We start from the raw sequence: 22145 nt of genomic DNA, 5'->3' as shown, positions 1-22145 counted from the left end.
CGTTCGTGATGATGCTGGCCGGGCACACGCACAGCGGACAGCTCGCACCGTTCGGGCACGCCGTGTGGAGACCTCGGGGGAGCGGCCGCTACGTCAGCGGGTGGTATCGCGACCCGAATCGCGTGTCGATGTACGTCTCGCGAGGGATCGGCACGTCGGTCGTGCCGATCCGTTTGGGTGCAGTGCCGGAGATTGCGGGCTTCGAGCTCTAGCCGCCTGAGAAACTGACGGCCTCCCGCGTTCAGTCGAGCGGCGGTCTCGGCATTCGCCCGCTCGTCCATGGGACACCTGCACGTTCCGCGGCGTCCTCCAGCGCCTTGAGCTCGACCTCGACCAACTGCTGAACGCGCGAAAGCACGGCGCCGAAATCCCGTCTCACGATGTCAATCTGCGCCGTCTGCGACGGATTGAGCGCCGAGAGCGAAGTGCCCCACGAATTCCCGATCGCCGTCTGAAGTCGCCCGTCGAGCGAGGGAGTGGTCGCCTCCTGCCGCCGCGCCAGCGTCGGATCGCCGCTGAGCGCCTCGCGCGCATCGATAAGCCGCTGTTCGAGAATCCTCACGCGCTTGGCGAGAGACGTATCGGCGGACGGCGTCTCGTCGATCGCGCGCCTCAAGAATCCGACTCGCCGCAGTGTCTCGCTCACCAGCGCCGACGTCCCGAGCACCGAGCGCTCGAGATCCGCGACTTTCCGCTGCTCGGCGATCGTCGCCATCACGCGACCGGGCACGCTGTCGACGTCCACCACCTGGAATCGCTGCGGGCTGCCGAGCGGCGTGAACACGCCGTCGACCCGCTTCGAGAGCGCGACCTGATACATGCCCGGGGGTACGAACGGGGAGAGCGGCGGCGACGTGAACGGATAGTCAGGATCGGGCCGGTACGGCGGCCCGTTCACCGGATCAGCCGGCTGAAGCCGCAGATCCCACGCCACTCGGCTGATGCCAGCGCCCGTCGGTGCGGTGAAACGGCGAATGACTTGACCACTTGCATCGCTCACAGTCACGATCACGGCCGGATCCTCGGCGCGATCTTCGGCCTTGAGCGAATCCCACGGCGGATAGAACGTGTCGGCGTTCTTCTTCTCGGCCGCAGACTCCGCTTTTCGCCGGCGATCCTTGCGCGATTCGAGCGCGTCTTTGAGATAGTAGGTGAAGACCGCGCCATAGGGCGGGTTGCTCGCCATGTACTGGCCGGCGCCCTGGAAGGACCTGCCCGGCAAGCCAAGTGGGCTCGACTCGACGTAGAGCGGTGCCGCTCGCACTGGGAAGAGAATGTCCGCGCCAGTACACGGATCGCCGGCGCACGATGCGGCACGGCCGCCGGCCGGACTTCCCGCCTGCACGATCGCCTGATCGTTCAGCATGCGCAGCGGCGTGTAGTCGTCCAGCACGTAAAAGCCGCGGCCGAACGTCGCGAGCACGAGATCGTTCTCGCGCCGTTGGATCGTGATGTCGCGGACCTGGATCGTCGGTAAGCCGCCTTTGAGCTGCGTCCACCTCTTTGCGCCGTCATTCGTGAAGAAGAGCCCGAACTCCGTGCCGACGAACAGCAGATTCCGATCGACGGGATCCTCGGCGAGACACCACACGTCGCCCCGCGCGGGCAGATCGCTGGTGATGTTCGTCCAGGTTTTCCCGAGATCGGTGGTCTTGACGACATATGGCTTGAAGTCGCCGGACCAGTGGTTGTTGAGCGTCACGTACAGCGTGTTCACGTCTTGGTTCGACGGCACGACGCGCGAAACGAACGTCGTGTCGGGGACGCCGGGAAAATGGTCGATCGCGCGCCAATGCGTGCCGCCGTCTTCGCTGATCTGCACGCGCCCGTCGTCCGTGCCGACGAACAGCAAGCCTTCTTTGATCGGCGACTCGGCGATCGTGAAGATCGTGCCGAAGAGCGTCGTCGAGACGTTTTTCGCCACGGCATCGACGCCCCACACGCGGTCCATGATCTTGAGCTTGTTGCGGTCGATCTGCCGCGAGAGATCCGGGCTCACCGCGCGCCAACTGTCACCGCGGTCGTCGCTGCGGAAGAGACGATTCGCCGCGAAGTAGACGCGGTTATGGTTGTGCGGGCTCACGAACAGCGGCGAGTCCCAATTCCAGCGCAGCGCTTCGCCGACTGAATCGAACGGCTGGATCGCCGTGATTTCGCCGGTGCGAAGGTTGAATCGGCTCAGTCCACCGAATTGCGACTCCGCGTAGACCGTGTTCGGATCGACCGGATCGACGACGCTGCCGAAGCCGTCGCCGCCGCTCGTGATGAACCAGTCGGCGTTGCGAATGCCGTTGTTGCTGCGTGTTCGGCTGGGTCCGCCCACCGAGAAGTTGTCCTGCGCGCCGCCGTACACTCTATAGAAGGGGCGCGAGTTGTCCGTCGCGACACGATAATACTGGGAGACGGGAAGATTGGCGGAGAAACGCCAAGAAGCGCCGCGGTCGAACGTCTCATACACACCGCCGTCGCAGCCGACGATCAGATGGTCCGTGTTGTCGGGGTCGACGACCACCACGTGATTGTCGACGTGCTTCCACTGCTCGCCTACTCTGTGAAATGACTTCCCGCCGTCGTCGGTGACTTGGAGGTTGACGTCGGTCGCGTACACGCGGTCGACGTTCTTCGGGTCGGCGAAGATGCGGTTGTAGTAGTTGCCGCCCATCTGCGTCGGTCCCATTCGCTCCCAGCTCGCGCCGCCGTCCTTCGACCGGAAGAATCCACCCTTGTCGTTCGCCGCTTCGGCCATCGCGTAGACCACGCTCGGATTCGCCGGCGACATGGACAGGCCGATGCGCCCCAGGTCATCCGACGGAAATCCGGACTGCGATTTCGTCCACGTCTTGCCGGCATCGGTCGAGCGGTAGATGCCCGAACCCGGACCGCCGGCGACGAACCCGAACGTGCGCCGATTGCGCTGCCACATCGTCGCGATCAGAACGTCCGGATTGCGCGGGTCGATCTGCACGTCGTTCGCGCCGGTCCAGTCGTCGACGTGCAAGATTTTCGTCCACGTCTTCCCGCCGTCGGCCGTCTTGTAGAGTCCACGATCGCCGCCCTTTCGCCATAGGGGACCCTGCGCCGCCACGTACACGACGTCCGAGTTGCGCGGGTCGACGACGATGCGGCCGATGTGCTCGGACTCCTTGAGCCCAGTGTTCGTCCAACTCTTGCCGCCGTCGATCGACTTGTAGACGCCATCGCCGTACGCGACGACGCGCTGCACGTTGTTCTCGCCGGTGCCGACCCAGATGACGTTCGGATTGCGTGGGTCGATCGTCACCACGCCGATCGAGAACGACCCCTCGGCGTCGAAGATCGGGGTGAACGAGATGCCATTGTTCGTCGTCTTCCAGACACCACCAGCCGCGGCGCCGACATACCATATGGATTTGTCGGTCGGATGCACGGCAATGTCGGCGATTCGCCCGCTCGTCAGCGCGGGGCCGATCGAGCGAAGCTTGAGGCCGGAAACGACGGACGAGAGCTTGACTGAATCCGTTGGCGTTTGCGCGACGGCGGTGGTCGCGAACGCGAAGAGGGCGAGAGTGCGCATGGCCCTAAAAGTACGGCCCGCGCGCGCCGCGGCGAGATGACCGATCGACGGTTTCCGGCCGGCTTACAAATCGCTGACGACGACTCCACTATCTCCGCGCTCCTGAACCTCGGGAACCCCCTCCGTCAAGACCGGGCCAGCCGTTCCCAATGCAACTACCGATCGAGGCTGGCATCGATCGTCTCTCTGGACGACGCAAACCACAACCGCAGCGCATCCTTTCCTCCTTCGCCGAACGCCGACCCCGGAGCCAACGCCACTCCCGACTCGCGAAGCAGGTCGAGAGCAAATGACGCCGAGTCGCCGAGGCCATCGACGGTGAAGAACGCGAAGAAGCTCCCTACCGGCGCGGTCACTCGCACACCCTCGATCTCCGACAGCCCATCGACGACTTGCGTTGGCCGCGCCGTGAAATGCGATCGGCGCTCGGAAACGCACTGCTCTCCGTCTCGCAGTGCGGCGAAGCCATTCACGACGATCAGCCTGCATTTGTCCGCGTCGCGATCTGGACCAACGGCGACTCCAGGACGTCGGTCGGCTCTCGGCGAATGACTCGCACCGGCGTGCGCGGCCTGGGCTCACGCGGGGTGCCAAAAATAGGAAGCGCCCACTAGCCCCGCGCAATCGGCTGACGTCGCTGTTCGGTCGGCCTTCGCGTAGCGCCGTGGCAAATCGCGGCGAGAACAGCGGGCGCGACAGCGGCACGCAATGGGACAAGTGGTGTACGACTCTACGTGTTCCACCATCTCCAATCCCAAGCTACTAGAGGACCTTCGATGTCAGCATTCCGGCGAAATCGATGGGGCCGCGGCTCCGCCGTCGCCTTGTCGATCATTGGCGTCGCCGCCGCCGCGGCCGTCGCCGAACTTCCGCACGTTGCACGTGCGTCGTCTTTCCCTGTGGATACGTCGAGCGCCAAGCACAACGCGCCGGCGCCAACCCCGGCTGTTGCGAAGCTCGAGGATTTGAGTGACGCGTTCGCGACCATCGCTGCGCGCATCAAGCCGAGCGTCGTCTACATCGTTGCCATTCAGGACGCCAACGCCGCGGCCCGCCGCGGCACTGGCCAGCGACCGCAGCAGGCGCCGGGTCTCGAGCAAATTCCGCCGGAGTTCCGGCGATTCTTCGAAAATCCGGACGGGCAGGGACAGGGAGCGCCGCAAAAGCCGCGTCGCGCCGTCGCCTCCGGCTCCGGCTTCATCGTGTCCGCCGACGGATACATCCTCACCAACAATCACGTCGTCGACGGCGCGAGCGAAGTTCGCGTGCGCTTGCTCGACCGGCGTGAATACAAGGCCAAGGTCGTCGGGCGTGACCCAAGCACCGACGTGGCCGTGATCAAGATCGACGCGAACGACCTGACGCCGGCTCCGCTTGGCGACAGCGACGCGTCGCGCGTCGGCGAGTGGGTGCTCGCCGTCGGGAATCCGCTCGGTGAGAACCTCACGTTCACCGTGACCCAGGGCATCATCAGCGCCAAGGGTCGCGCGCTCGGCGGGGGCGAGGTGACGCAGAGCATTCAGGATTTCATCCAGACCGACGCGGCGATCAACCCCGGAAACTCGGGCGGTCCGCTCGTCAACGTCCGCGGTGAAGTCATCGGCATCAACAGCGCGATCGAGAGCCCGACCGGTTACAACACCGGCTACGGCTTCGCCGTGCCGATCAATCTCGCGCGTTCCGTCATGGGCCAGATCATCAAGTCCGGTCGCGTGGAGCGCGTTGCGCTCGGCATTGCGGTTCGCGACGCCGGTGCCGACGACGCGGCGTACGTCGGTCAGAAGCAGATCGGCGGTGTGCTCGTCGAGGACTTCAGCGACAAGAGCTCTCCGGCCGCGAAGGCGGGTCTGCAGCCTGGTGACGTGATCGTCGCCGTGGACGGCAAGCCGGTCAGCTACGTGGCACAGCTTCAAGAGATGATCGCGTTCCGCAAGCCGGGCGACGTGGTCACCGTCGAAGTGGCGCGCAAGGGTGGCCAGCACGCGACGGTTCGCGTTCCTCTCCAGCGTGCACCGGGCGAGAATCCGGCTGCGTCCACCGAGCGTGGCGACAGCGACCACGCGAAAGGCTCGTCGATGCACGCGCTGGGCGCGAGCGTCAGTGCGATCGACGCGGAGACGGCCCAGCAACTGCGGCTTCCGTCGGACGTGCGCGGCGTACTGGTGATGGGTGTCGAGGATGGAAGCTCGGCGGCAAGTCACCTTGCGACGCCCGACGAGGGCGGACCAGACATCATCATGTCCGTCGAGGGCAAGGCAGTTCAGACGCCCGAGCAATTGCGGGCGGCGCTGGACGAGGCGAAGGGTGGCATCGTGACGCTTCGCGTGTACAACGTTCCGGCGAAGACCAAGCGGATCGAGCGCGTGCGACTCGGCAACGGATAACACTCGATCCAATGAAACGGATGACTGCGCCGTGGCGAGTTCGCTCGCCACGGCGCTCGTCGTTTCGAGCGAGTGATCGGCTACCCGACGCGCCGGATTCCTGACGCTTGAGCGCCTTGGACCGGGACTTCGCGCGACTGGACCTGTTCGGATACCAACTCGACCTTCGTGATGTCCGGACGGAAAAAGAGCGCGATCGTCCAATCGAGCACGATGCGGAGCCTTCGGTCCCAGCGCGGCATCTGTAGTAGGTAATACGTTCTGCGAACCCACCACGCCGGAAAGCCCGTGACTTGCGCGCCGAAGATCTTTGCGACGGCGCGCGTGTGACCGAGCGACGCCATCGTTCCCAGGGAATTGAATACGAACGGAGTGGGGGGCCTGTCGTCGAGCACTCCCACCACGTTTTGCGCGAGGTGTTTGGCTTCGCGGACCGCGTGCTGCGCGAGCGCGGGGTACGGCCGACCGTCGGGCGACGGGATCGACGCGCAGTCGCCGAGGGCCCATACCTCCGAATGACTCACGCTGCGCATCGTCGCGTCGACGGTGATGCGGCCCTTCTTGTCTCGCGCCACCTTCATCGCCGCCGCGACCGAGGACGGGACGATGCCGGCCGTGAGCACGATCGTCGCCGCGTCGATGCATTTGCCCTCGGCGAGGTGGACGCGCGTCGGCTCGACCCCGCGCACGGGCGTGCCGGTCATGATGTGCGCGCCGCGTTCGCGCAACACGTCGGCGGCGACGGCCGCGAGCTCCGCGTCGACCTCCGGAAGGATGCGCGGTCCGGCCTCGAACAGATGCACGAACATCTCCTCTCGCCGAATGCGCGGATAGTACCGCAGTACGTCCTCGGCGAAGGCGGTCAGCTCCCCGAGCAGCTCGACGCCGACGAGTCCTCCGCCGATCACGACCAACGTGAGACAGCGACGCCGGTATTCGGGGTCGGTCGCCGCGTCGGCACGCTCGAACTGCTCGATGATGTGATTTCGCAGCAAGAGCGCGTCGGCCATCGTCTTGAACGTGAACGCGAACGGCGAGCCGGGAATCACGCTCTCGCTCGTCGACGCGCCCAGCGCGACGACGATGTGGTCATATGGCAACTCGTAGCTCGTGCCATCGGACGCGACAGCGCTGACGAGCCGCTGGTCCACGTCCACTTGGCGCACCATCGCCTCGATGAATCGCGCGCGCTTCAGCGCCGGGCGAATCGGCTGCGCGCAATGTCGGAGCTCGAGCCTCCCCGAACACGCCTCGAAGAGCAGCGGCGTGAGGACGAAAAAATTGTCGCGGCTGACGAGCGTGATTTCCACGTTCTGGCGGCCGCTGCAGCGTCGCTCGAGATGGCGAGCGAACGTGACGCCGCTGAAGCCGCCGCCAACGACCACGATTCGTTTCACCTTGCTCGACGTCGCCGCCATGCTCGCCTCCGCCGCGCTGATGGCTCACAGAAGCATACTCCGTGCGGCCAACGGCTAGTCCGAGCGGAGTGCGTCGACCGGGTTGACGTTGGCCGCGCGTCGGGCGGGCGCGTAAGCGGCGGCGAGGGCTCCGGCCACGAGCACGACGGCGACCCCGGCGATCGTGATCGGGTCAGTCGTTCCGACGCCGTACAACATCGATCTCAGCGCTCGCGAGGCGGCGACGCCCGCTACGGCTCCGACCGCCACACCAGCGAGCGCGAGCGTCATCGCTTGGCGCACCACGAGCCCCACGACATTGGTCGCCGCCGCACCGAGCGCCATCCGCACGCCGATTTCGCGTGACCGCTGGCCGACCGAATACGCCACGACGCTGTGAAGTCCGACGATCGCCAGCACCAGCGCGAGTCCCGCGAACGCGCCGAGCAGCGTCAAGGTGAACCGGTGCATGACCATCGCGTGGGCGAACTGCGCGTCGGCCGTGGCGGCCGGCCCGACCACGATCAAGGGATTCGCTTCGCGAATCGCCGCGGTGATCAACGGAAGGATGCGGTCGAGCGGCTGCCGCGAACGAAAAAGCAAAAATGGATGAGGCGACGATGCCGGCATCGGCATGAAGAGTTGCGGATGCCATGCCCGCCGTTCGTCGCCGGGCTCGCGAATGTCGTGCACGACGCCCACGATGGTTGCCCACCCCAGCTTCGAGAACGGCCGAATCCGCGCGCCGACGGCGCCGCCGTTCGGCCAGAACCGTTTGGCGAAACTTTCGCCGATCACCACTTCGCTCACGGCGTGTACGTCGGTGGGCGTCGGGTCCACGGTGAACCCGCGTCCCGCGACGAAGTGCATCCCGAGCATCGAGAAGAAGTCGGCTGGGCCGCCGTTGAAGACGAAGCTCGACAGACTGTCCCCGACGCCGACGGTACGTCCTTCGATCTCGATCTGGCTCGCTCCGATCACGTTGTCCGGAGGCAGGCGCTCCGCCAGCGTCGCCTGCTCGACGCCGGGAACAGCTCGAACGCGGTCCAGTGCCGCGCGCAGCGCGTCTCGTTTTCCCTCCAGTGTGAACTTCTTGTCGGTGAGACGCAGACTCACCGCGGCGAGATGTCGCGGCTCGATACCATAATCCATGTGCTGCATGGCGACGAGCGTCCGAATGAGAAGTCCTGAGCCGATGAGCAGCACGACCGAGAGTGCCACCTCGACGACGACCAATACCGAACGGACATGTCTCGCGGCCCGCGACCCCGTCGCCGTGCGCGCGCCATCCTTGAGTACATCGGCCGAGTCGCGCCGGGCGAGGAAGAGCGCTGGTGCGAGCCCGAACAGGAGCCCGGCGACGACCGAAATGACGACACTCCAGGCGAGCACCGGCGCGCTCAACGTCGCGCTGTTCAGTTCCGTCGAATGCGGCGGCTGCGCGGCGACCATGAGGCGGAGCGCCATCGCGGCGACAGCGAGACTCAACGCGCCGGCGCCGATCGCCAGCAAAATGCTTTCCGTGAACACCTGTCGCACGAGCCGAGCGGTGCCGGCGCCCATCGCCGCGCGGACGGCGAACTCGCGTTGACGTGACCAGGCCCGAGCGAGAACGAGATTGGCGACGTTCGCACAGGCGATGAGCAAAACGAATCCGACCGCGCCGAAGAGAAGTTCGACGATCAAACGGTATCGCCGGCCGAGCAGATCCACCGCGCGGAGCAGGCGCGGCGGATCGCTAATCGACCCCTGCGGTCGCGGGATGGAATTGAAGATGCCGGCAACTTCTCGGTTCGCGTCATCGACGCCGTGACGGTCCGCCAGCTTCGCGATGGCGGTGACCTCCCGATCGCTCGCCGCAGCCGCCGGAAGCGCCGTGAACACGGCGTTCCCGTCGATGAACGGAAGTCGGAACTCCGGCGGCATCACACCTATGATGGTGTGCGGCGTTCCGTCGAGTAGAATCGTCCGTCCAACGACGGATGTCGACGCGCCGAACAACCGCTGCCAGATGCCGTCGCTCAGTAGGACGACCGGCGGCGCATTCGGCAGCGTGTCTTGCCCCATGACGTCGCGACCCATTGCCGGATGCGCGCCGGTGAACGCGAGCGCGCCGGGCGGAATCGCCGCGCCCCACACACTTTCCGGCGATCGCGCCGTATCGCCGATCGCATAGCGCCGTTCGTCGACCATCGTGATCGACACGACGTCTCGCGCGCGCGCACGCCACTCGTCGATGAAGCGCCGGCTCGATCCGCTCACCAGCGCGCCGTGTCCGTACGTGGCCTGCAGGTTGACCATGCGGTTACCGTCGGCAAACGGCAGCGGCCGCAAGATGAGCCGGTGTACGACGCTGAAGATCGCGACATTCGCTCCGATGCCCAGCGCGAGGAGTAGCACGGCGGTCACCGTGAACCACGGCTGGCGCCTAAACCCGCGAACGGCATAACGGACGTCGGCCGAGATCTCATCCAGCCAGCGCGTCTCGCGCTCGTCGCGCACCGCCTCCTTCGTCCGCTCCACGCCGCCGAATGCGACGAGCGCTCGGCGGCGCGCCTCCGCCGGCGTCATCCCGCGGCGGACGTTCTCTTCAGTCTCGAGCTCGAGGTGCAGCCGCAATTCGCGGTCGAGCTCCGATTCGACGCGACGCCGGCGAAAAAGAGCCCGCAACCACAGGGTGAACCTCGCGCGGCCGGTCATGGCGACACCTCCTTCGCGACGAGGACCAACTCGACCGCGCCGACGAATCGGCGCCAGTCATCGAGCTCCGTGGCGAGCGCTCGGCGCCCCGCGGCCGTCAAGCGATAATACTTCGCCTCGCGATTGTTTTCGGTGACGCTCCATTCGCTCGTGACGAGCCCTTTGCGCTCGAGGCGGTAGACGGCGGGGTAGAGCGACCCCTGTCCGATCTGCAGCGCGTCCTTCGAGAGTTGTTGAATGCGTTGGCTGATCCCCCAGCCGTGAAGCGGCGCGAGGGAAAGTGCCTTGAGAACGAGCAGATCAAGCGTACCCTGGAGAACGTCGGCCGAGGTCGCCACAGCGGCTCCTGTCGAACGGACTAGGGAAGGTAGGGAGGTTCCTGTCGAATGGTCAAGGGAGGAAGAGGAGTTGGGCGGGGTGCTGGCTCAACGGGGTCGCTGCGGAAGGGTAAACTCTCGGCGCGAGGGTCAGGCAGCAGCGTCAGGCGGAGCGACGAACGAGAAACGCCTCGTCTGATGTCGGACGTCTGACATCAGACGTCCGATTTCTAGCGCGCCACCGTCCTTTCCAGTGCTCGCGATTCCAGAATGGGAGGCGCTCTTACGCTATTTCCCTGCCCGAATCGACCAGGCTCCCGTCTGCGTGCCCATGCTCCATGTTCCGCTGACGATCGCCTGCGCCGCCTTCTCGAACATTTCGGCGAACCGCGTCGTCGGCTTGAGATCGACGCTCGAGGTCCAGCTACCCGAGTACTCGCCGCCGCGGCCGGTCACGTTCGCTCGCCATGCGCCTGTCCATCGGTCTGACGCCTTGATCGCCGACCAGCCGCCGAAAGCGACCGTCTTTCCTTCCGCGCCGGCGAGCGTCCACGTTCCGGTGACGGTGCCGTTCGTCGTGTCGGGAACCGCGGTCCAGGTGCCGATGAACGTGCTCTTGCCGTTCGTCGCGCTCCACGTTCCGAATCGGGCACCGCGCACCAGGGCGGCCGAGTCGAGGCGCACGAGTCCTTGCGCACCGGATGGGCCGGCCGCCGCAATGAGAAGAAGACACACGAGAGAAAAAGTCTTCACGGAATTCTCAGCGCGAGAGTGCGGGCACCACGAGCGCATCTCCCTGCATGCCACCTAACCTACCGCCGCCGCCGTCAGAGGCGAGAGGAGCGCCAGGCTGTTTGCGACCGGCAGGAACGGGCGGCTACATTAGCCCGTCGCCTCTCCCAGCGCATCACCATGGCCAATATCTCACGCTCGGCGAAGGCCGCGTCGTTCGTCACCGGAACCGCGCTGCTGTTCACCATCGCCGCGGCCGGACCACGCCGCGCCGACGTCCCGCTCGCATCGCTCGACCTCGCGAAGATGAAAGTGCAGCCGGGCGGCGGACGCGGGACGCCTCAGACTGTCGCGCAAGCGAACAAGAGCATCGATGGGAATCCGATTCACATCGGGGGCAGGGAATTCGCGAGCGGCGTCGGCACACGCGCCAACAGCGTCCTCTTCGTCCAGCTGAACGGCGGCGCCGACCACTTCTCGGCGCTCGTCGGCGCGGATGACAATCCCATTCCCCCGCCACCCAACGCGGCCCCTGGGGCTCAACCGCCGGCGCCGCCGCCACCCACACCCATCATCTTCCGCGCCTTGGGCGACGGACGTGTGCTGCACGTCAGCAAGCCGGTGTCGCGCGGCGACGCACCCGAGCCGTTTGACGTCGACCTGCGCGGCATCAAGACGCTCGTTCTGCAAGTCACGCAGGTGGACGTCGTCCGCGCCGTCACGGCCAACTGGGCCGACGCCAAGTTCACCGTCAATGGCGCCACGCCGACGGCGATCGACATTCCCGTCGAACCGCGTGAGATTCTGACGCCAAAACCAGGACCGGCTCCGCGCATCAACGGTCCGTCACTCACCGGCGTCACACCCGGCCACGACGTTCTCTACAAGATTCCGGCGACCGGATCGGTGCCGATCGCCTACGGTGCGACGAATCTTCCCAAAGGACTCCGGCTCGATCCGGCGACTGGAATCATTCGCGGCACGATTGCCGCGCGCGGCCGCTATCCCGTCACGTTCACCGCGAAGAATTCCGCGGGTTCCGCGTCGAAGCCGTTTACGTTCGTCGCGGAAGGACAGCTCGCGCTCACACCGGCGATGGGTTGGAACAGCTGGAACGCCTACGGCCGCGCGGTCAGCGATTCACTCGCCCGTGCAGCCGCCGACGCGATGGTCTCGAAGGGGCTCATCGACCACGGTTGGACGTACGTCAACCTCGACGACGGGTGGGAGCGGAGCGCCCGCGAGTCCGATCCGCTGTTCGAGGGTGCCGTGCGTGCCGAAGATGGCACGATGCTCACGAACAAGAAGTTCCCGAACATGAAAGCCCTCGGGGACTACATCCATGGTAAGGGACTCAAGTTCGGGATCTACTCCGGACCGGGTCCCACGACGTGTCAGCGCCTCGAGGCGAGTTGGCAGCACGAAGTTCAGGATTTTAGAACGTACGCCGACTGGGGCGTGGACTATCTCAAGTACGACTGGTGCAGCTACTCGAGCGTGCTCGCGCCCGGCGAAACGAACCAGCAGCTCCCGGTCCTCAAGCGTCCATATCAAGTCGCACGGTCAGCGCTCGACCAGGTGTCGCGCGACATCGTCTTTTCACTGTGCCAATACGGTTGGGGCAACGTTTGGGAGTGGGGTGCCGAGCCGGGCATCGCCGGCAATTCGTGGCGCACGACGGGCGACATCACCGACACCTGGGAGAGCATGGCCGGCATCGGATTCCAGCAGGTCGGCCACTCGAAGTACGCGTCGCCGGGACACTGGAACGATCCCGACATGCTCGTCATCGGCAAAGTCGGCTGGGGTCCGCGTCTCCGCGATTCGCGTCTCACGCCGAACGAACAGTATGTGCACATCACGCTCTGGACGCTGCTCGCGTCGCCGCTCTTGCTCGGCAACGACCTCACGCAGATGGATGACTTCGAGCTCAACCTCGTGACCAACGACGAGGTGCTCGCGGTGCACCAAGACCCGCTCGGCAAACCCGCGGACCGCATCTCGAAGAAGGACATGCTCGAGGTGTGGGCGCGCCCGCTCGCTGATGGATCGTTTGCCGTCGGTCTCTTCAACCGCGACGAGATGGACATGAACGTCTCGGTGTCGTGGAGCGAGTTGGGAATCACCGGCCGGCGCATCGTGCGAGATCTCTGGCGGCAAAAGGATCTCGGCGCGTTCGACGGCGGGTTCTCGAGCGTCGTGCCGCGGCATGGGACCGTCTTCGTGAGAATCGCGAAGTAGAGGTGGAAGCGTGGGGCTGAATTCGATGCGGTGGATTTGGCTTCCAGTTGCGTCTGTGGCGCTGCTCTCGGTCGCGCCGCCGCGCGGCCGATTTGATCTCGACGTCCAGAAGTCGAAGGTCCTAACGCTCGGAAAGAGCCACGTCGACGCCACGAGCGCGTTCGTCAGCCTTACAGACGAATTCTTCGGCGGGCGAGTCAACGCGCTCGCGATCCAGATGTACGCGGCATCGATCGACGCGACGGCGCGCGCCCGCCTCGTCAAGAACAACAGGGACGACACCGCACTGAATCGTTCCGGCGCGGCGTATCTCGTCCTCTTCCTCGACAAAGACAACCGAATCACACAGGCGAATCTCACGTACATCATTCCGGGAACCACCGTCGTGCGCACTGTGGCGTATCTCCAGGCCGACATCGCCAAGTGGTTCTCGAACTATCGGTACGCCGGCGGGCGGCTGCACTTGGAGAGCAAGGGGACTTATGCGGCCGGAGCGGACACGCCGGAAGAGCAGCTCACACTCGCCTGGGACATCGAGCTCGACGAAGCCGTCGTCAACCGGATCGGAATGAGCAGGAAATAGGCAGCGTCGCGAACGTTGCGACCTATTCGGCCCGCAACGCGATCAGCGGGTCGACTCGCCCGGCGCGCCGCGCCGGCAGCCAGCTCGCCACCCCCGCCACGGCGATGAGCATCGGCACGACGACGAGCACCGCGGCGACGTTGTGAATCGTGAATCCGAAGAGACTTGCTTTGACGAGTCTGATGCCGATCACCGTCGCCGGCAGTCCGATCGCGAGACCGATCGCCGATACGCGGACGCCGTTCTTGAAGAATTCCTGAACCACGCGCTTCGGGCTCGCGCCCATCGCCATGCGCACGCCGATTTCCCGCGTACGCTGCGCGACCGCGAACGCGATGATCGCGTAGAGACCGAGTGACGCGAGCACCAACGCGGCGGCGCCGGTCGCGAACGCGGCGGCGTTCGACTGCACCGCCTCTTGCCGCTGCGCCGCGTAGCGCTCCGCCAGCGTCGAGATGTCGCCGAGGGCGGCGTAGGGCTCTACTTCGCGAATGGCGGCGCGTAGCTGTGGCAGCGTCGCGCGAGCGTCTCCTGCCGTTCGCACGGCAAGTCTCGCGTCCCACCAACCCGAGGCCGTCGAAAGCGGCGCGTAGACCAGCGCGGTCGGTTCCGTCTCTTCACCCTCGTAAGGAGCGCGGCCAACCACGCCGACCACCTCGAGCGGCGTCGATTGCAGTCCGTCGTCGGATTGGCGTGAGAGACGTTTGCCTATTGGATTCTCACCGGGCCAGAGAGCCGATGCCGCTGCCTCGTTGACGACGACGGCCGATGAACCCGCGCGATCGTCATCCGGAGTGAGCGCGCGACCGCGAGTGATCGGCCGTCCGAGCGTCGCGAGGTATCCCGAGCTCACGTAGAGTTGATGAAGGCGCGTCGGAACTCCGCCGCCGGCCGCCACGTCCGCTCGCCCGGTTATGACGATCGACCTTCCCTCCTCGCCCTCCGCGCTGACGCCGGCGCCCTCCGTGCTGAGGCCGACCGAAAGCACAGCCGGAACGCGCTCGAGTCGGTCGCGAATCGACTGCACAGCACGGAGATCCGCCACGGCGTCGCGACTCTCAGACGCCGCAGAATGCTCGGGCCTCATCAACGTCGACGCCATCGTGATCACTGACGCCGGCGCCCGTGACGCGTTCTCGTTTGCCGACGCGCGTAAGTCCGCCAGCACGAGCGACGTGACGACTAGCACCGGTTGGCTGCACGCCAATTGCGCTACGACGAACAACGTCTGCACCCGCGAACGCTGAATGGAGCCGCTCCCGCTGTTCTTCATCGCCTCGCCGATGTCGGCGTTCGTCGCGTGCAGCGCGGGCGCGAGGCCGAAGACGATCGTCGTCACAAGCGCGAGCGCGGCCGCGGAGAGAAACGTCGGCAGCCGCGGCGTCAACCCATAAATGATGTCGGGAATGGTCGCGTACGCGAGCTTGATGACCACGGCATACAACACGAGCGCGACCGTGGCGCCGAGCAGCGCGTGGACGAGCGACTCCGTCAGCATTTGTCGAATGAGCCGGCGCCGCGTCGCGCCGAGGGCGAGCCGGACCGCGATCTCCCGGCGACGCGCCGCCGCGCGTCCGAGGAGCAGCGCGCTGACGTTGGTGCAGGTGATCACGACGATCAGCGCGGCAACGAGCGCGATCCCGGCGATCGTCTCCGTCCGGTCGCCACCGGGGCGCATGGCGGTGAGTCGTACTGCGTCGATCGTTAGACTCGCATGCCTCGTCGGCTCGAGCTGCGCGAGTCGCGTCGCGGTCGCTGTCGTCATCCGGGCGACGTCGTCTGGCGCGACGCCTGGCGCGAGCCGCGCGACTGTTCGGAAGGCCACAGTCCGCCGAGCCGAGACATCTCGAGCATCGCTCGGCGCGAGCGACCCGCGTGTGCCCAGGGGAACCCAGATCGCCGGCTGTCCGAACGCCTGGATGTCGGGTCCGTTGAAAAGCGGCGGGGCGACGCCGACGATGGTGAACGGTTGATTCATCACGCGGATCGTCTTTCCGATCACATCCGGCAACCCGCCGAAGTGCGTCATCCAGATCGAGTGCGGAATGATGGCGGATGGCACGTACGATCGGTCGGCTTCGTCGGGAAAGCCGGCCCCGGCGGCGAGCGACACGCGAAGCACGCGGAACAAATTCGCTGTCGGAAAAAAGGTCGTCATCGATTCGGCGCCGGCGCCCAAATCGACCCCGAGGGGTAGACTCGTCCAACCGGCGACATCCGCGAAGACGTCGCGCCGCTCCCGGAGCTCGAGAATCTCGGGGTACGACAGGGAAGTCGAGCTCTTCTCCCCCCGCCCGTTGGGGCGTGACGCGCGAGGCAGCAGGCGCGCGAGCGACGCGTCGCGCGAAATGCCGGGCGCCGGCTGCCACACGAAGATGTCGAGAACGGTGAGCAGACCGGCGTTGATCCCGATGCCGAGCGCAAGCACGGCGATCACGACGCCGGAAACGAGAGGCGCGGCCTTGATCTGTCGAAATGCGAAGCGGATGTCGCTCCCGAATGCGGGCCAGGTCGTTCCGGCGGCGGCGCCGTGCCGCAGAACATCCCAGTGCGCGGCGATCGCGTTCGGCATGACGTCGCTCAGCGCCGCCGCGAGCCGGCCGAGCGTCGAGCGGTGGCGCGCGGATTGCTCGAAAGCGCGCCACAGCTCCTCGCCGTATTCTTCGCTGAAGCGTCGTGGGTAGAGATGGAGCAGCGCGCGATAGAGGCGCCTCACGTCGTCCCCGGCGTGAGTCCTCGTTGACGGGCCAGACGCACGAGGTCGGAAAGACGGCCCATCTCGGCGCGCGCCACGGCGTTGCCCAAGGCCGTCAGCCGGTAGTAACGCCGCCGCGCGTCGTCATCGTCGGGGCGGCGCTTCGCGACCTCGCTGATGAGTCCCTGCTCGACCATCCGCGCGATCGAGCGGTAGAGCGTTCCGGCGCTCATGCGCAGCTCGCCGCCCGTGCGCTCTTCGACATCCTGGATGATCGCATAGCCGTGCCGATCCTCGTCCAGAAGAGCGAGCAGGATGTGAAAGGTGGCGGGCGGGAGGGGAAGGAGCGCCGCGACCTCGTCGCGATCGACCGTCATGGCCAACTATAGCCACAGTGGCTATAGTTGGTCAAGACCCTCTACTCTTGCGCCGCGGGCCGACGCATTGGGCGTGAGAATCCACCGGCGAGTTGCGCCGCCAGCGCTCCGATCGCCGATCCGACCAGCAGGGCGGCGACGGCTCCTGTCGTTCCAGGTTTCACGGACATGTTGAACACGATTCCGAGCGCCAGCCCGAGGCGCACCCACGCCGACAATCGTAGCGCGGGATCGGCGAGTCGCTCGCGCACCGTCGTAGGAAGCGGTCCGCTCGCGTCGCCGGAGAGTAGCGCTTGTCCAATCGGCTTCATTCGTCGCCCGGTGACCAGCGCGCCGATCAATGCAAGCAGAATCATGCCGACGAGCCCGAGCCCCGCCCACGCCTGATGGCTCCAGCGCGTGACCATCATGTAGACGCCGGTGGCGAGCAGGGCCAGAGCCGACGGTCCGGCGAAGCGCTGCAGCCCGCGCGACAGCGACAGCCACTCGCTGGCCTGCGAGATCGTTCTCGCGCGACGCAGGTTGATCAGCGCAGCTTGTTCGATTGCCATGCCGGCGAAAATGCCGAGCGCGCCGACGATGTGCAGGAACAGAAATATGGAATACATGGATGAGCATCCTCCGATGCGATGTGAAGCCGCCTCCCCCACCCGCTACGCCGGCAAGGCGAGAGCGTGGAGCTTGTCGGGATTCGCGATCGCGTAGATGTTGTGGATCCGCTCGTCGCGGACATCGAGAACGAGCGCCGCGAGCGGTTGTCCATCGCGGTAAATGACGAAGCCCGGTTGCCCGTTGATCCGCGTCGGACGCAGCGTGTTTTCGGGCGACGCACCGCTTCGGGCCCGCTGAACCACGAATTTCGCCACCGATCCCGCGCCGTGAACCGGGCGCAACGCCGCGCCCGTGACTTTGCCGCCGCCATCGCCCCAGAGCGTGATGTCCTCCGCGAGCACGCCGACCAACCCGTCGATGTCGCCGGCACGCGTTGCCTCGATGAATCGGTGGAGCAATCGGTCGCCCTGTGCCGGGTCGACGTCGAAGCGCACGCGCGGTTCGCCGATGTGCTTTTTCGCGCGCGTCAGCAGTTGGCGGCAGTTCACCTCGGACTTGTCGACGATGCGCGCGATCTCGGAATAGTCGAACTCGAACACGTCGTGCAGGAGCAGCACGGCACGTTCGGTCGGCGACAGTCGCTCGAGCATCATCAAAAACGCCATCGACAACGACTCCGCCAGCTCGAGGGGCTCGGAGGCATCGGGCGCGTGTTCGGTCATGAGCGGCTCCGGGAGCCACGGCCCCACGTAGGTTTCGCGTCTGGTACGCGCCGACTGCATGTGATTGATGGCGAGCCGAGTGACGATCGTCGCGAGATACGCGCGCGGCGCCCGCACATCCCTCTCCGGCGCCTCGAGCCATCGGAGATACGCGTCTTGCACCAGGTCCTCGGCGTCGGTGACGCTGCCGAGCATGCGATACGCGATCGCGAAGAGCAGCGGTCGCGTCGACGCGAAGACATCCGAGCGAGTTTCGCTGGGGTTCGGCACAGACGTCATCGGACGAGATCGATGCGGCGGCCGAATGGATCGATCACGGACAGCGCCGTCTCACCCGTGGCCTCATCGGCCACGCGAACGCTGTAGCCGGCATCCCAGCATCGCTCAGCCACCGCGTCCGGGTTGGGAACCGAGAGAACGACCGCCTCGCTGTCGTCGGCCGGCCCGCTCGCACCGACGTCGATGCGCGTTCCCTCGACGATGAACGACAGATCCGCGCGCCGTTCGCGCTCTCCGTCCCACACTTGTCGGCCTTCCAGGATGTCACAATAGAATGCGCGCGCGATGCGCGTCTGTCGTGTGCGCGCCTTTCTGAAAAGCATTCCTCCTCCAATCCGATGCGAGCCGCGGTACGGCGACCCCCGCAATGGCCGGGCCGCCGAACCGCTATTCGCTATATAGACAGGATTGGCTGCGGAGTTGTGACAGGCGTGGATCTGGGGTGTGGGCGAGAGCGCGGATTGCTTCGCTATCTCCCGCTCGGGGTGACGCTTGTCACCGGCGCGGCCGTCTTCGTCGGCGTCGGAACATCCCAGTTCACGATCGCGTTGAAGATCATGTTGAACTCCCCATGATTCTGCCAACGGTAGATCGGATTGTTCGCGAACATCAGCACGCGTCCGTGTCCGTCGTGCGCTTTGGGAATGTCGATGGCGAACGCGCGATTGCGGAGGTTGTCGGCGCCAGTCATGAGCCCGCTCAACACCGACGCGTCGCCGCCGGCGTATTCAGCGAGCACGTTCGCCGAGTCGGCGATCCCGACGCGGAAGACCTGCGAACCCTGGCCGAACTTGATCGGGATCGTGTCCGGATACCCGTAGAAGACCGGGCTGTCCGTGCGAACGATCTTCGCCGTCACGAGCGGCTTCTGCGCCACCACGCCACTGGGACTCTCGGTGTCTATCGACCGCGCGAGGCCGAACTCGATCGGGTAGCGCACGGACTGCACGGCGGTGATCAACGTTCCTCCGGCGTCGAGGAACGCATTGATCGCGTCGACGCCGGCCTGGCCGAATCCGCCGCTCATATCCGGCGTCGAACCGTACATGCCGAGGAACGTGTACTTGTCGCTCTTCAGGTACGGCTGCGGGTGTTTCGCCTTCTGCGCGAACACCGCCGAGCGATTCACGTTCTGCGCCGCCATCAGGATGACGTCGTAATCCTTCTTGAGATTTCCTTGTGCGACGCGCTCCTTGAAGATCAGGTCGTACGGGATGTGGAACTCGTCGAACGTGAACCGATACCAGCCCAGCTCCTGCGTGCCGGACCACTGCGAGTAAATCGCGATGCGCGGCGGGGGCGCGTCGTGCGACGCCACCGTCGGCAGCGATGAGAGCGCGGCCGCCGTCAGTCCGAGCGAATCCACCTCGCGCCTGGCCGCGGCGAGATCTGCCGCCGAGCCGGTCACGATGAATGAACCAGCCGGGAACTTCACGCCCTCGGCGGTGAACGCCGCGTCGGCCACCTTCATCGCGACGCTCTTCAGCGCGAAGCGGAAGGTGATCATGTTGTTGGAGCCGAGGTGCGCCACGGCAAGCCCCGCGTTGCCGTTGCCGGCCACTGTGCCTTTCACGACGGCCACTTTCACCGGCGTCACGGCCGCGTCGAGAATCGACTTGTCGTCCACCTGTTTCACCGCGACGCCGAATGCCCAACCCATCGACCACCCGCTGTCGTCGTACGTCGTGAGCGCGGGGTCGGGGAAGACCTGTCGCTCGAGTAGATTCTTCGCCAGACGACCGTACGGTTGGTTCAGCTTGATCACGTACGAGCCCGCCGGAAACGTGTCTTTTCCGGCCACGGTCACCTTGGTGAGCGAGCCGACTTCGACGCCCTGCGCACGGAAGACGTTGATCATCTCGGCGGGCTTGGTCATGTCCCGCGCCGCGGGTACGACGAACGCATAGGGCGCCTTGCTCGCGCCGTCGTCGATCGAGTGTTTCGTCTTGAGATAGAAGTTCTGCAACACCATCTGCGGAAACATCGACGTGAGCTGAAGCGCCGAGAGCACGCCGGTTTCCATGTAGTTGGTGTTGTCGCGGCGCGTGAACGTGCCGACGCCGTTCGGTGGGAGCGCCAGTCCGCGATACCACTCGCGATCCTGCGTTCCGCCTTTGCCGGTCGGAATCGTCGCCCGGCCGCCGCCGAAGCCGCCCGGTCCACCGCGGCCGCGGGGTGTCGCGTACATGATGCTGTCGGCCATCGAGTCGGCCGGGATGTCTCGACCCGACTGGGTCTCGTACATCTTCATCATGCCGTTGTGATTGTACGCGACCGCGCCGAGGTAGCCCGGCGACCACCCGTCCATGAACGCGTACGTGTACACGCCCGGCATGCCGTACTTCGTCATCTGCTCGAGCTCGTAGTTCGCGAAGAACGGCAGCTCGGTGAAGAGGATCGGATCGAGATTTGGGTTCTGCGGCGGACCGCCGCTGAACGTGTAGAGCAGCGGCTGCGCCTCGTGTAGATCGTGGATGATCGGGGGATGCGCGGTGAAGTACCAATCGGTGATCGCGCGCATCTCCAACTGCGAGAGGTTGATGTCGCGATTGTTGTCGTGAAAGACGTACTTCCCCCAGTACGGAAGTCCGCCCTCGAGGCTGCCACCGCGTCCCCCGCCGCCGCCGCCACCTGCAGGCGGGCCACCGCGACCGCCGCCCGCGGAGTCAGTCGGCGCGGCTGCTCCAGCGCCGCCGCGTCCACCGCCGCCACGTCCGCCGCGACCACCGCGGCCACCGCCAACCGCCCCGGGAGGAACCGCTGGTGCGGCGCCGGCCGCATGAGCGCTGTCGGTTCGGGCCGCGCCGTTGCGCGTGCTGTCCGCCGCGGCGATCGAATCCGCCGCGCCGAACTGCGCTTTCATGTCGAGCCCGTGATAAAACCAATCGACGTTGCGATCACGTCCATCCGGCTCCGCGGCCGGCGACACCGAGACGACCACGTTGTTTCGGATCTGCGTGATCAGCGGCGACGTTTCCGTCGCGAGCCGATAGACGAGCTCCATCAGCATCTCGCACGGACCCGTCTCGCCCGAGTGCAGGCATCCGAGGAAATGGTAGTGGGGCTTGGTCGTGGCGATGAGGTCGCGCACCTGCGCGTCGGTCAGACCGCGCGGGTCGGCGAGTTTCGCCATGTTCGCGCGATTGTGCGGGAGATTCTTGATGTTCTCTTCCGACGACACCCACACCACCACCAGTTCGCGGCCTTCGTCCGACTTGCCGATCGTCTCGACTCTGACGCGCGGCGTCGCCTTAGCCAGGGCCCGGTAGTAGGCGATGATCTTGTCGTAGTACGTGAGCTTCGCCGGCGCGCCGACGTAATAGCCGAGGAACTGTTTGGGCGTGGGGACGCCCGAGACAAGTGGGAGGTGATCGACGAGCGGGCTCCCGTGGTGCGTCCACATCTTATAGAAGGAGACGAACTCGGGATCCTGTCGCTGGTTCGGATCGCGCGTCTCGTTGACGGACGCTTGGGCGCGGAGAGATGGAGCGGCAAACGCCAGCGTGGCCGCGACGAAGAGACCCAAGGCGCCCGCGGTGACACCGCGACGGGCGAGGGAAGAGGAAAGGCGCATATGTCGTCGGACCGGGGAGCCGGTGATGGCTAACCGTGA

General features: G+C 65.8%; 16 protein-coding genes. 4 read left to right on the top strand and 12 right to left on the bottom strand.

What is annotated here, in order from left to right; all coding sequences use genetic code 11:
• The first annotated feature begins 5 nt into the window (after window positions 1-5).
• Entirely contained in the window at window positions 6-212 is a 207-nt protein-coding gene (locus VGQ44_02350; protein HEV8445625.1) for a hypothetical protein, read from the top strand.
• A 29-nt stretch (window positions 213-241) separates the two neighbouring features.
• Here VGQ44_02350 and VGQ44_02345 read toward each other — a convergent pair whose 3' ends face one another.
• Entirely contained in the window at window positions 242-3553 is a 3312-nt protein-coding gene (locus VGQ44_02345; protein ID HEV8445624.1) for a hypothetical protein, read from the bottom strand.
• Between the two features lie 155 nt (window positions 3554-3708).
• Window positions 3709-4026, bottom strand: coding sequence for an aminotransferase class I/II-fold pyridoxal phosphate-dependent enzyme (locus tag VGQ44_02340; protein ID HEV8445623.1), 318 nt, complete (start codon window positions 4024-4026; stop codon window positions 3709-3711).
• Between the two features lie 303 nt (window positions 4027-4329).
• Here VGQ44_02340 and VGQ44_02335 point away from each other — a divergent pair, with 303 nt between their 5' ends.
• Window positions 4330-5937 carry a Do family serine endopeptidase gene (locus tag VGQ44_02335; GenBank protein ID HEV8445622.1) on the top strand — a complete coding sequence of 536 codons (1608 nt, stop codon included), beginning with the start codon at window positions 4330-4332 and terminating at the stop codon, window positions 5935-5937.
• A gap of 80 nt (window positions 5938-6017) precedes the next feature.
• Here the strand turns inward: VGQ44_02335 and VGQ44_02330 are convergent, their stop codons facing one another.
• From VGQ44_02330 to VGQ44_02315, 4 genes are all read right to left on the bottom strand, one after another.
• Window positions 6018-7355, bottom strand: coding sequence for an NAD(P)/FAD-dependent oxidoreductase (locus VGQ44_02330; protein HEV8445621.1), 1338 nt, complete (start codon window positions 7353-7355; stop codon window positions 6018-6020).
• 54 nt (window positions 7356-7409) lie between these two features.
• Complete coding sequence (locus VGQ44_02325; GenBank protein HEV8445620.1) at window positions 7410-10034, bottom strand: ADOP family duplicated permease; 2625 nt, start codon at window positions 10032-10034, stop codon at window positions 7410-7412.
• A complete protein-coding gene (locus tag VGQ44_02320) occupies window positions 10031-10372 on the bottom strand; it encodes a PadR family transcriptional regulator (protein ID HEV8445619.1) in 342 nt (113 codons plus the stop codon). Before VGQ44_02320 ends, VGQ44_02325 begins: the two co-directional genes overlap by 4 nt.
• 267 nt (window positions 10373-10639) lie before the next feature.
• Window positions 10640-11104 (bottom strand): hypothetical protein, encoded by a 465-nt coding sequence (locus tag VGQ44_02315; protein HEV8445618.1) that lies wholly within the window; start codon window positions 11102-11104, stop codon window positions 10640-10642.
• A 159-nt stretch (window positions 11105-11263) separates the two neighbouring features.
• Here VGQ44_02315 and VGQ44_02310 point away from each other — a divergent pair, with 159 nt between their 5' ends.
• Together VGQ44_02310 and VGQ44_02305 are read left to right on the top strand one after the other, a co-directional pair.
• The gene (locus VGQ44_02310) at window positions 11264-13324 is read left to right on the top strand and encodes an NPCBM/NEW2 domain-containing protein (protein ID HEV8445617.1); all 2061 of its coding nucleotides are present in this window, start codon (window positions 11264-11266) and stop codon (window positions 13322-13324) included.
• Window positions 13325-13334: 10 nt separating this feature from the next.
• Complete coding sequence (locus tag VGQ44_02305) at window positions 13335-13907, top strand: hypothetical protein (GenBank protein ID HEV8445616.1); 573 nt, start codon at window positions 13335-13337, stop codon at window positions 13905-13907.
• A 22-nt stretch (window positions 13908-13929) separates the two neighbouring features.
• Here the strand turns inward: VGQ44_02305 and VGQ44_02300 are convergent, their stop codons facing one another.
• The 6 genes from VGQ44_02300 to VGQ44_02275 all read right to left on the bottom strand — a co-directional run bounded on the left by VGQ44_02300 (window position 13930) and on the right by VGQ44_02275 (window position 22106).
• A complete protein-coding gene (locus tag VGQ44_02300; GenBank protein HEV8445615.1) occupies window positions 13930-16623 on the bottom strand; it encodes an ABC transporter permease in 2694 nt (897 codons plus the stop codon).
• Window positions 16620-16979, bottom strand: coding sequence for a PadR family transcriptional regulator (locus VGQ44_02295; protein HEV8445614.1), 360 nt, complete (start codon window positions 16977-16979; stop codon window positions 16620-16622). Before VGQ44_02295 ends, VGQ44_02300 begins: the two co-directional genes overlap by 4 nt.
• 41 nt (window positions 16980-17020) lie before the next feature.
• A complete protein-coding gene (locus VGQ44_02290; protein ID HEV8445613.1) occupies window positions 17021-17587 on the bottom strand; it encodes a hypothetical protein in 567 nt (188 codons plus the stop codon).
• Between the two features lie 45 nt (window positions 17588-17632).
• Window positions 17633-18532: an RNA polymerase sigma-70 factor gene (locus VGQ44_02285; GenBank protein HEV8445612.1), complete on the bottom strand. Its 900-nt coding sequence runs from the start codon at window positions 18530-18532 to the stop codon at window positions 17633-17635.
• Window positions 18529-18855, bottom strand: a complete 327-nt coding sequence (locus tag VGQ44_02280) for a hypothetical protein (GenBank protein ID HEV8445611.1) — start codon at window positions 18853-18855, stop codon at window positions 18529-18531. The genes VGQ44_02285 and VGQ44_02280 overlap by 4 nt, the downstream gene beginning before the upstream one ends.
• 146 nt (window positions 18856-19001) lie before the next feature.
• A complete protein-coding gene (locus tag VGQ44_02275; protein HEV8445610.1) occupies window positions 19002-22106 on the bottom strand; it encodes a M14 family zinc carboxypeptidase in 3105 nt (1034 codons plus the stop codon).
• Window positions 22107-22145 lie beyond the last annotated feature (39 nt).

Source organism: Gemmatimonadaceae bacterium (assembly GCA_036003045.1).
Classification (GTDB): Bacteria; Gemmatimonadota; Gemmatimonadetes; order Gemmatimonadales; family Gemmatimonadaceae; genus JAQBQB01.
This window is presented reverse-complemented; position numbering and strand designations above follow the sequence as displayed.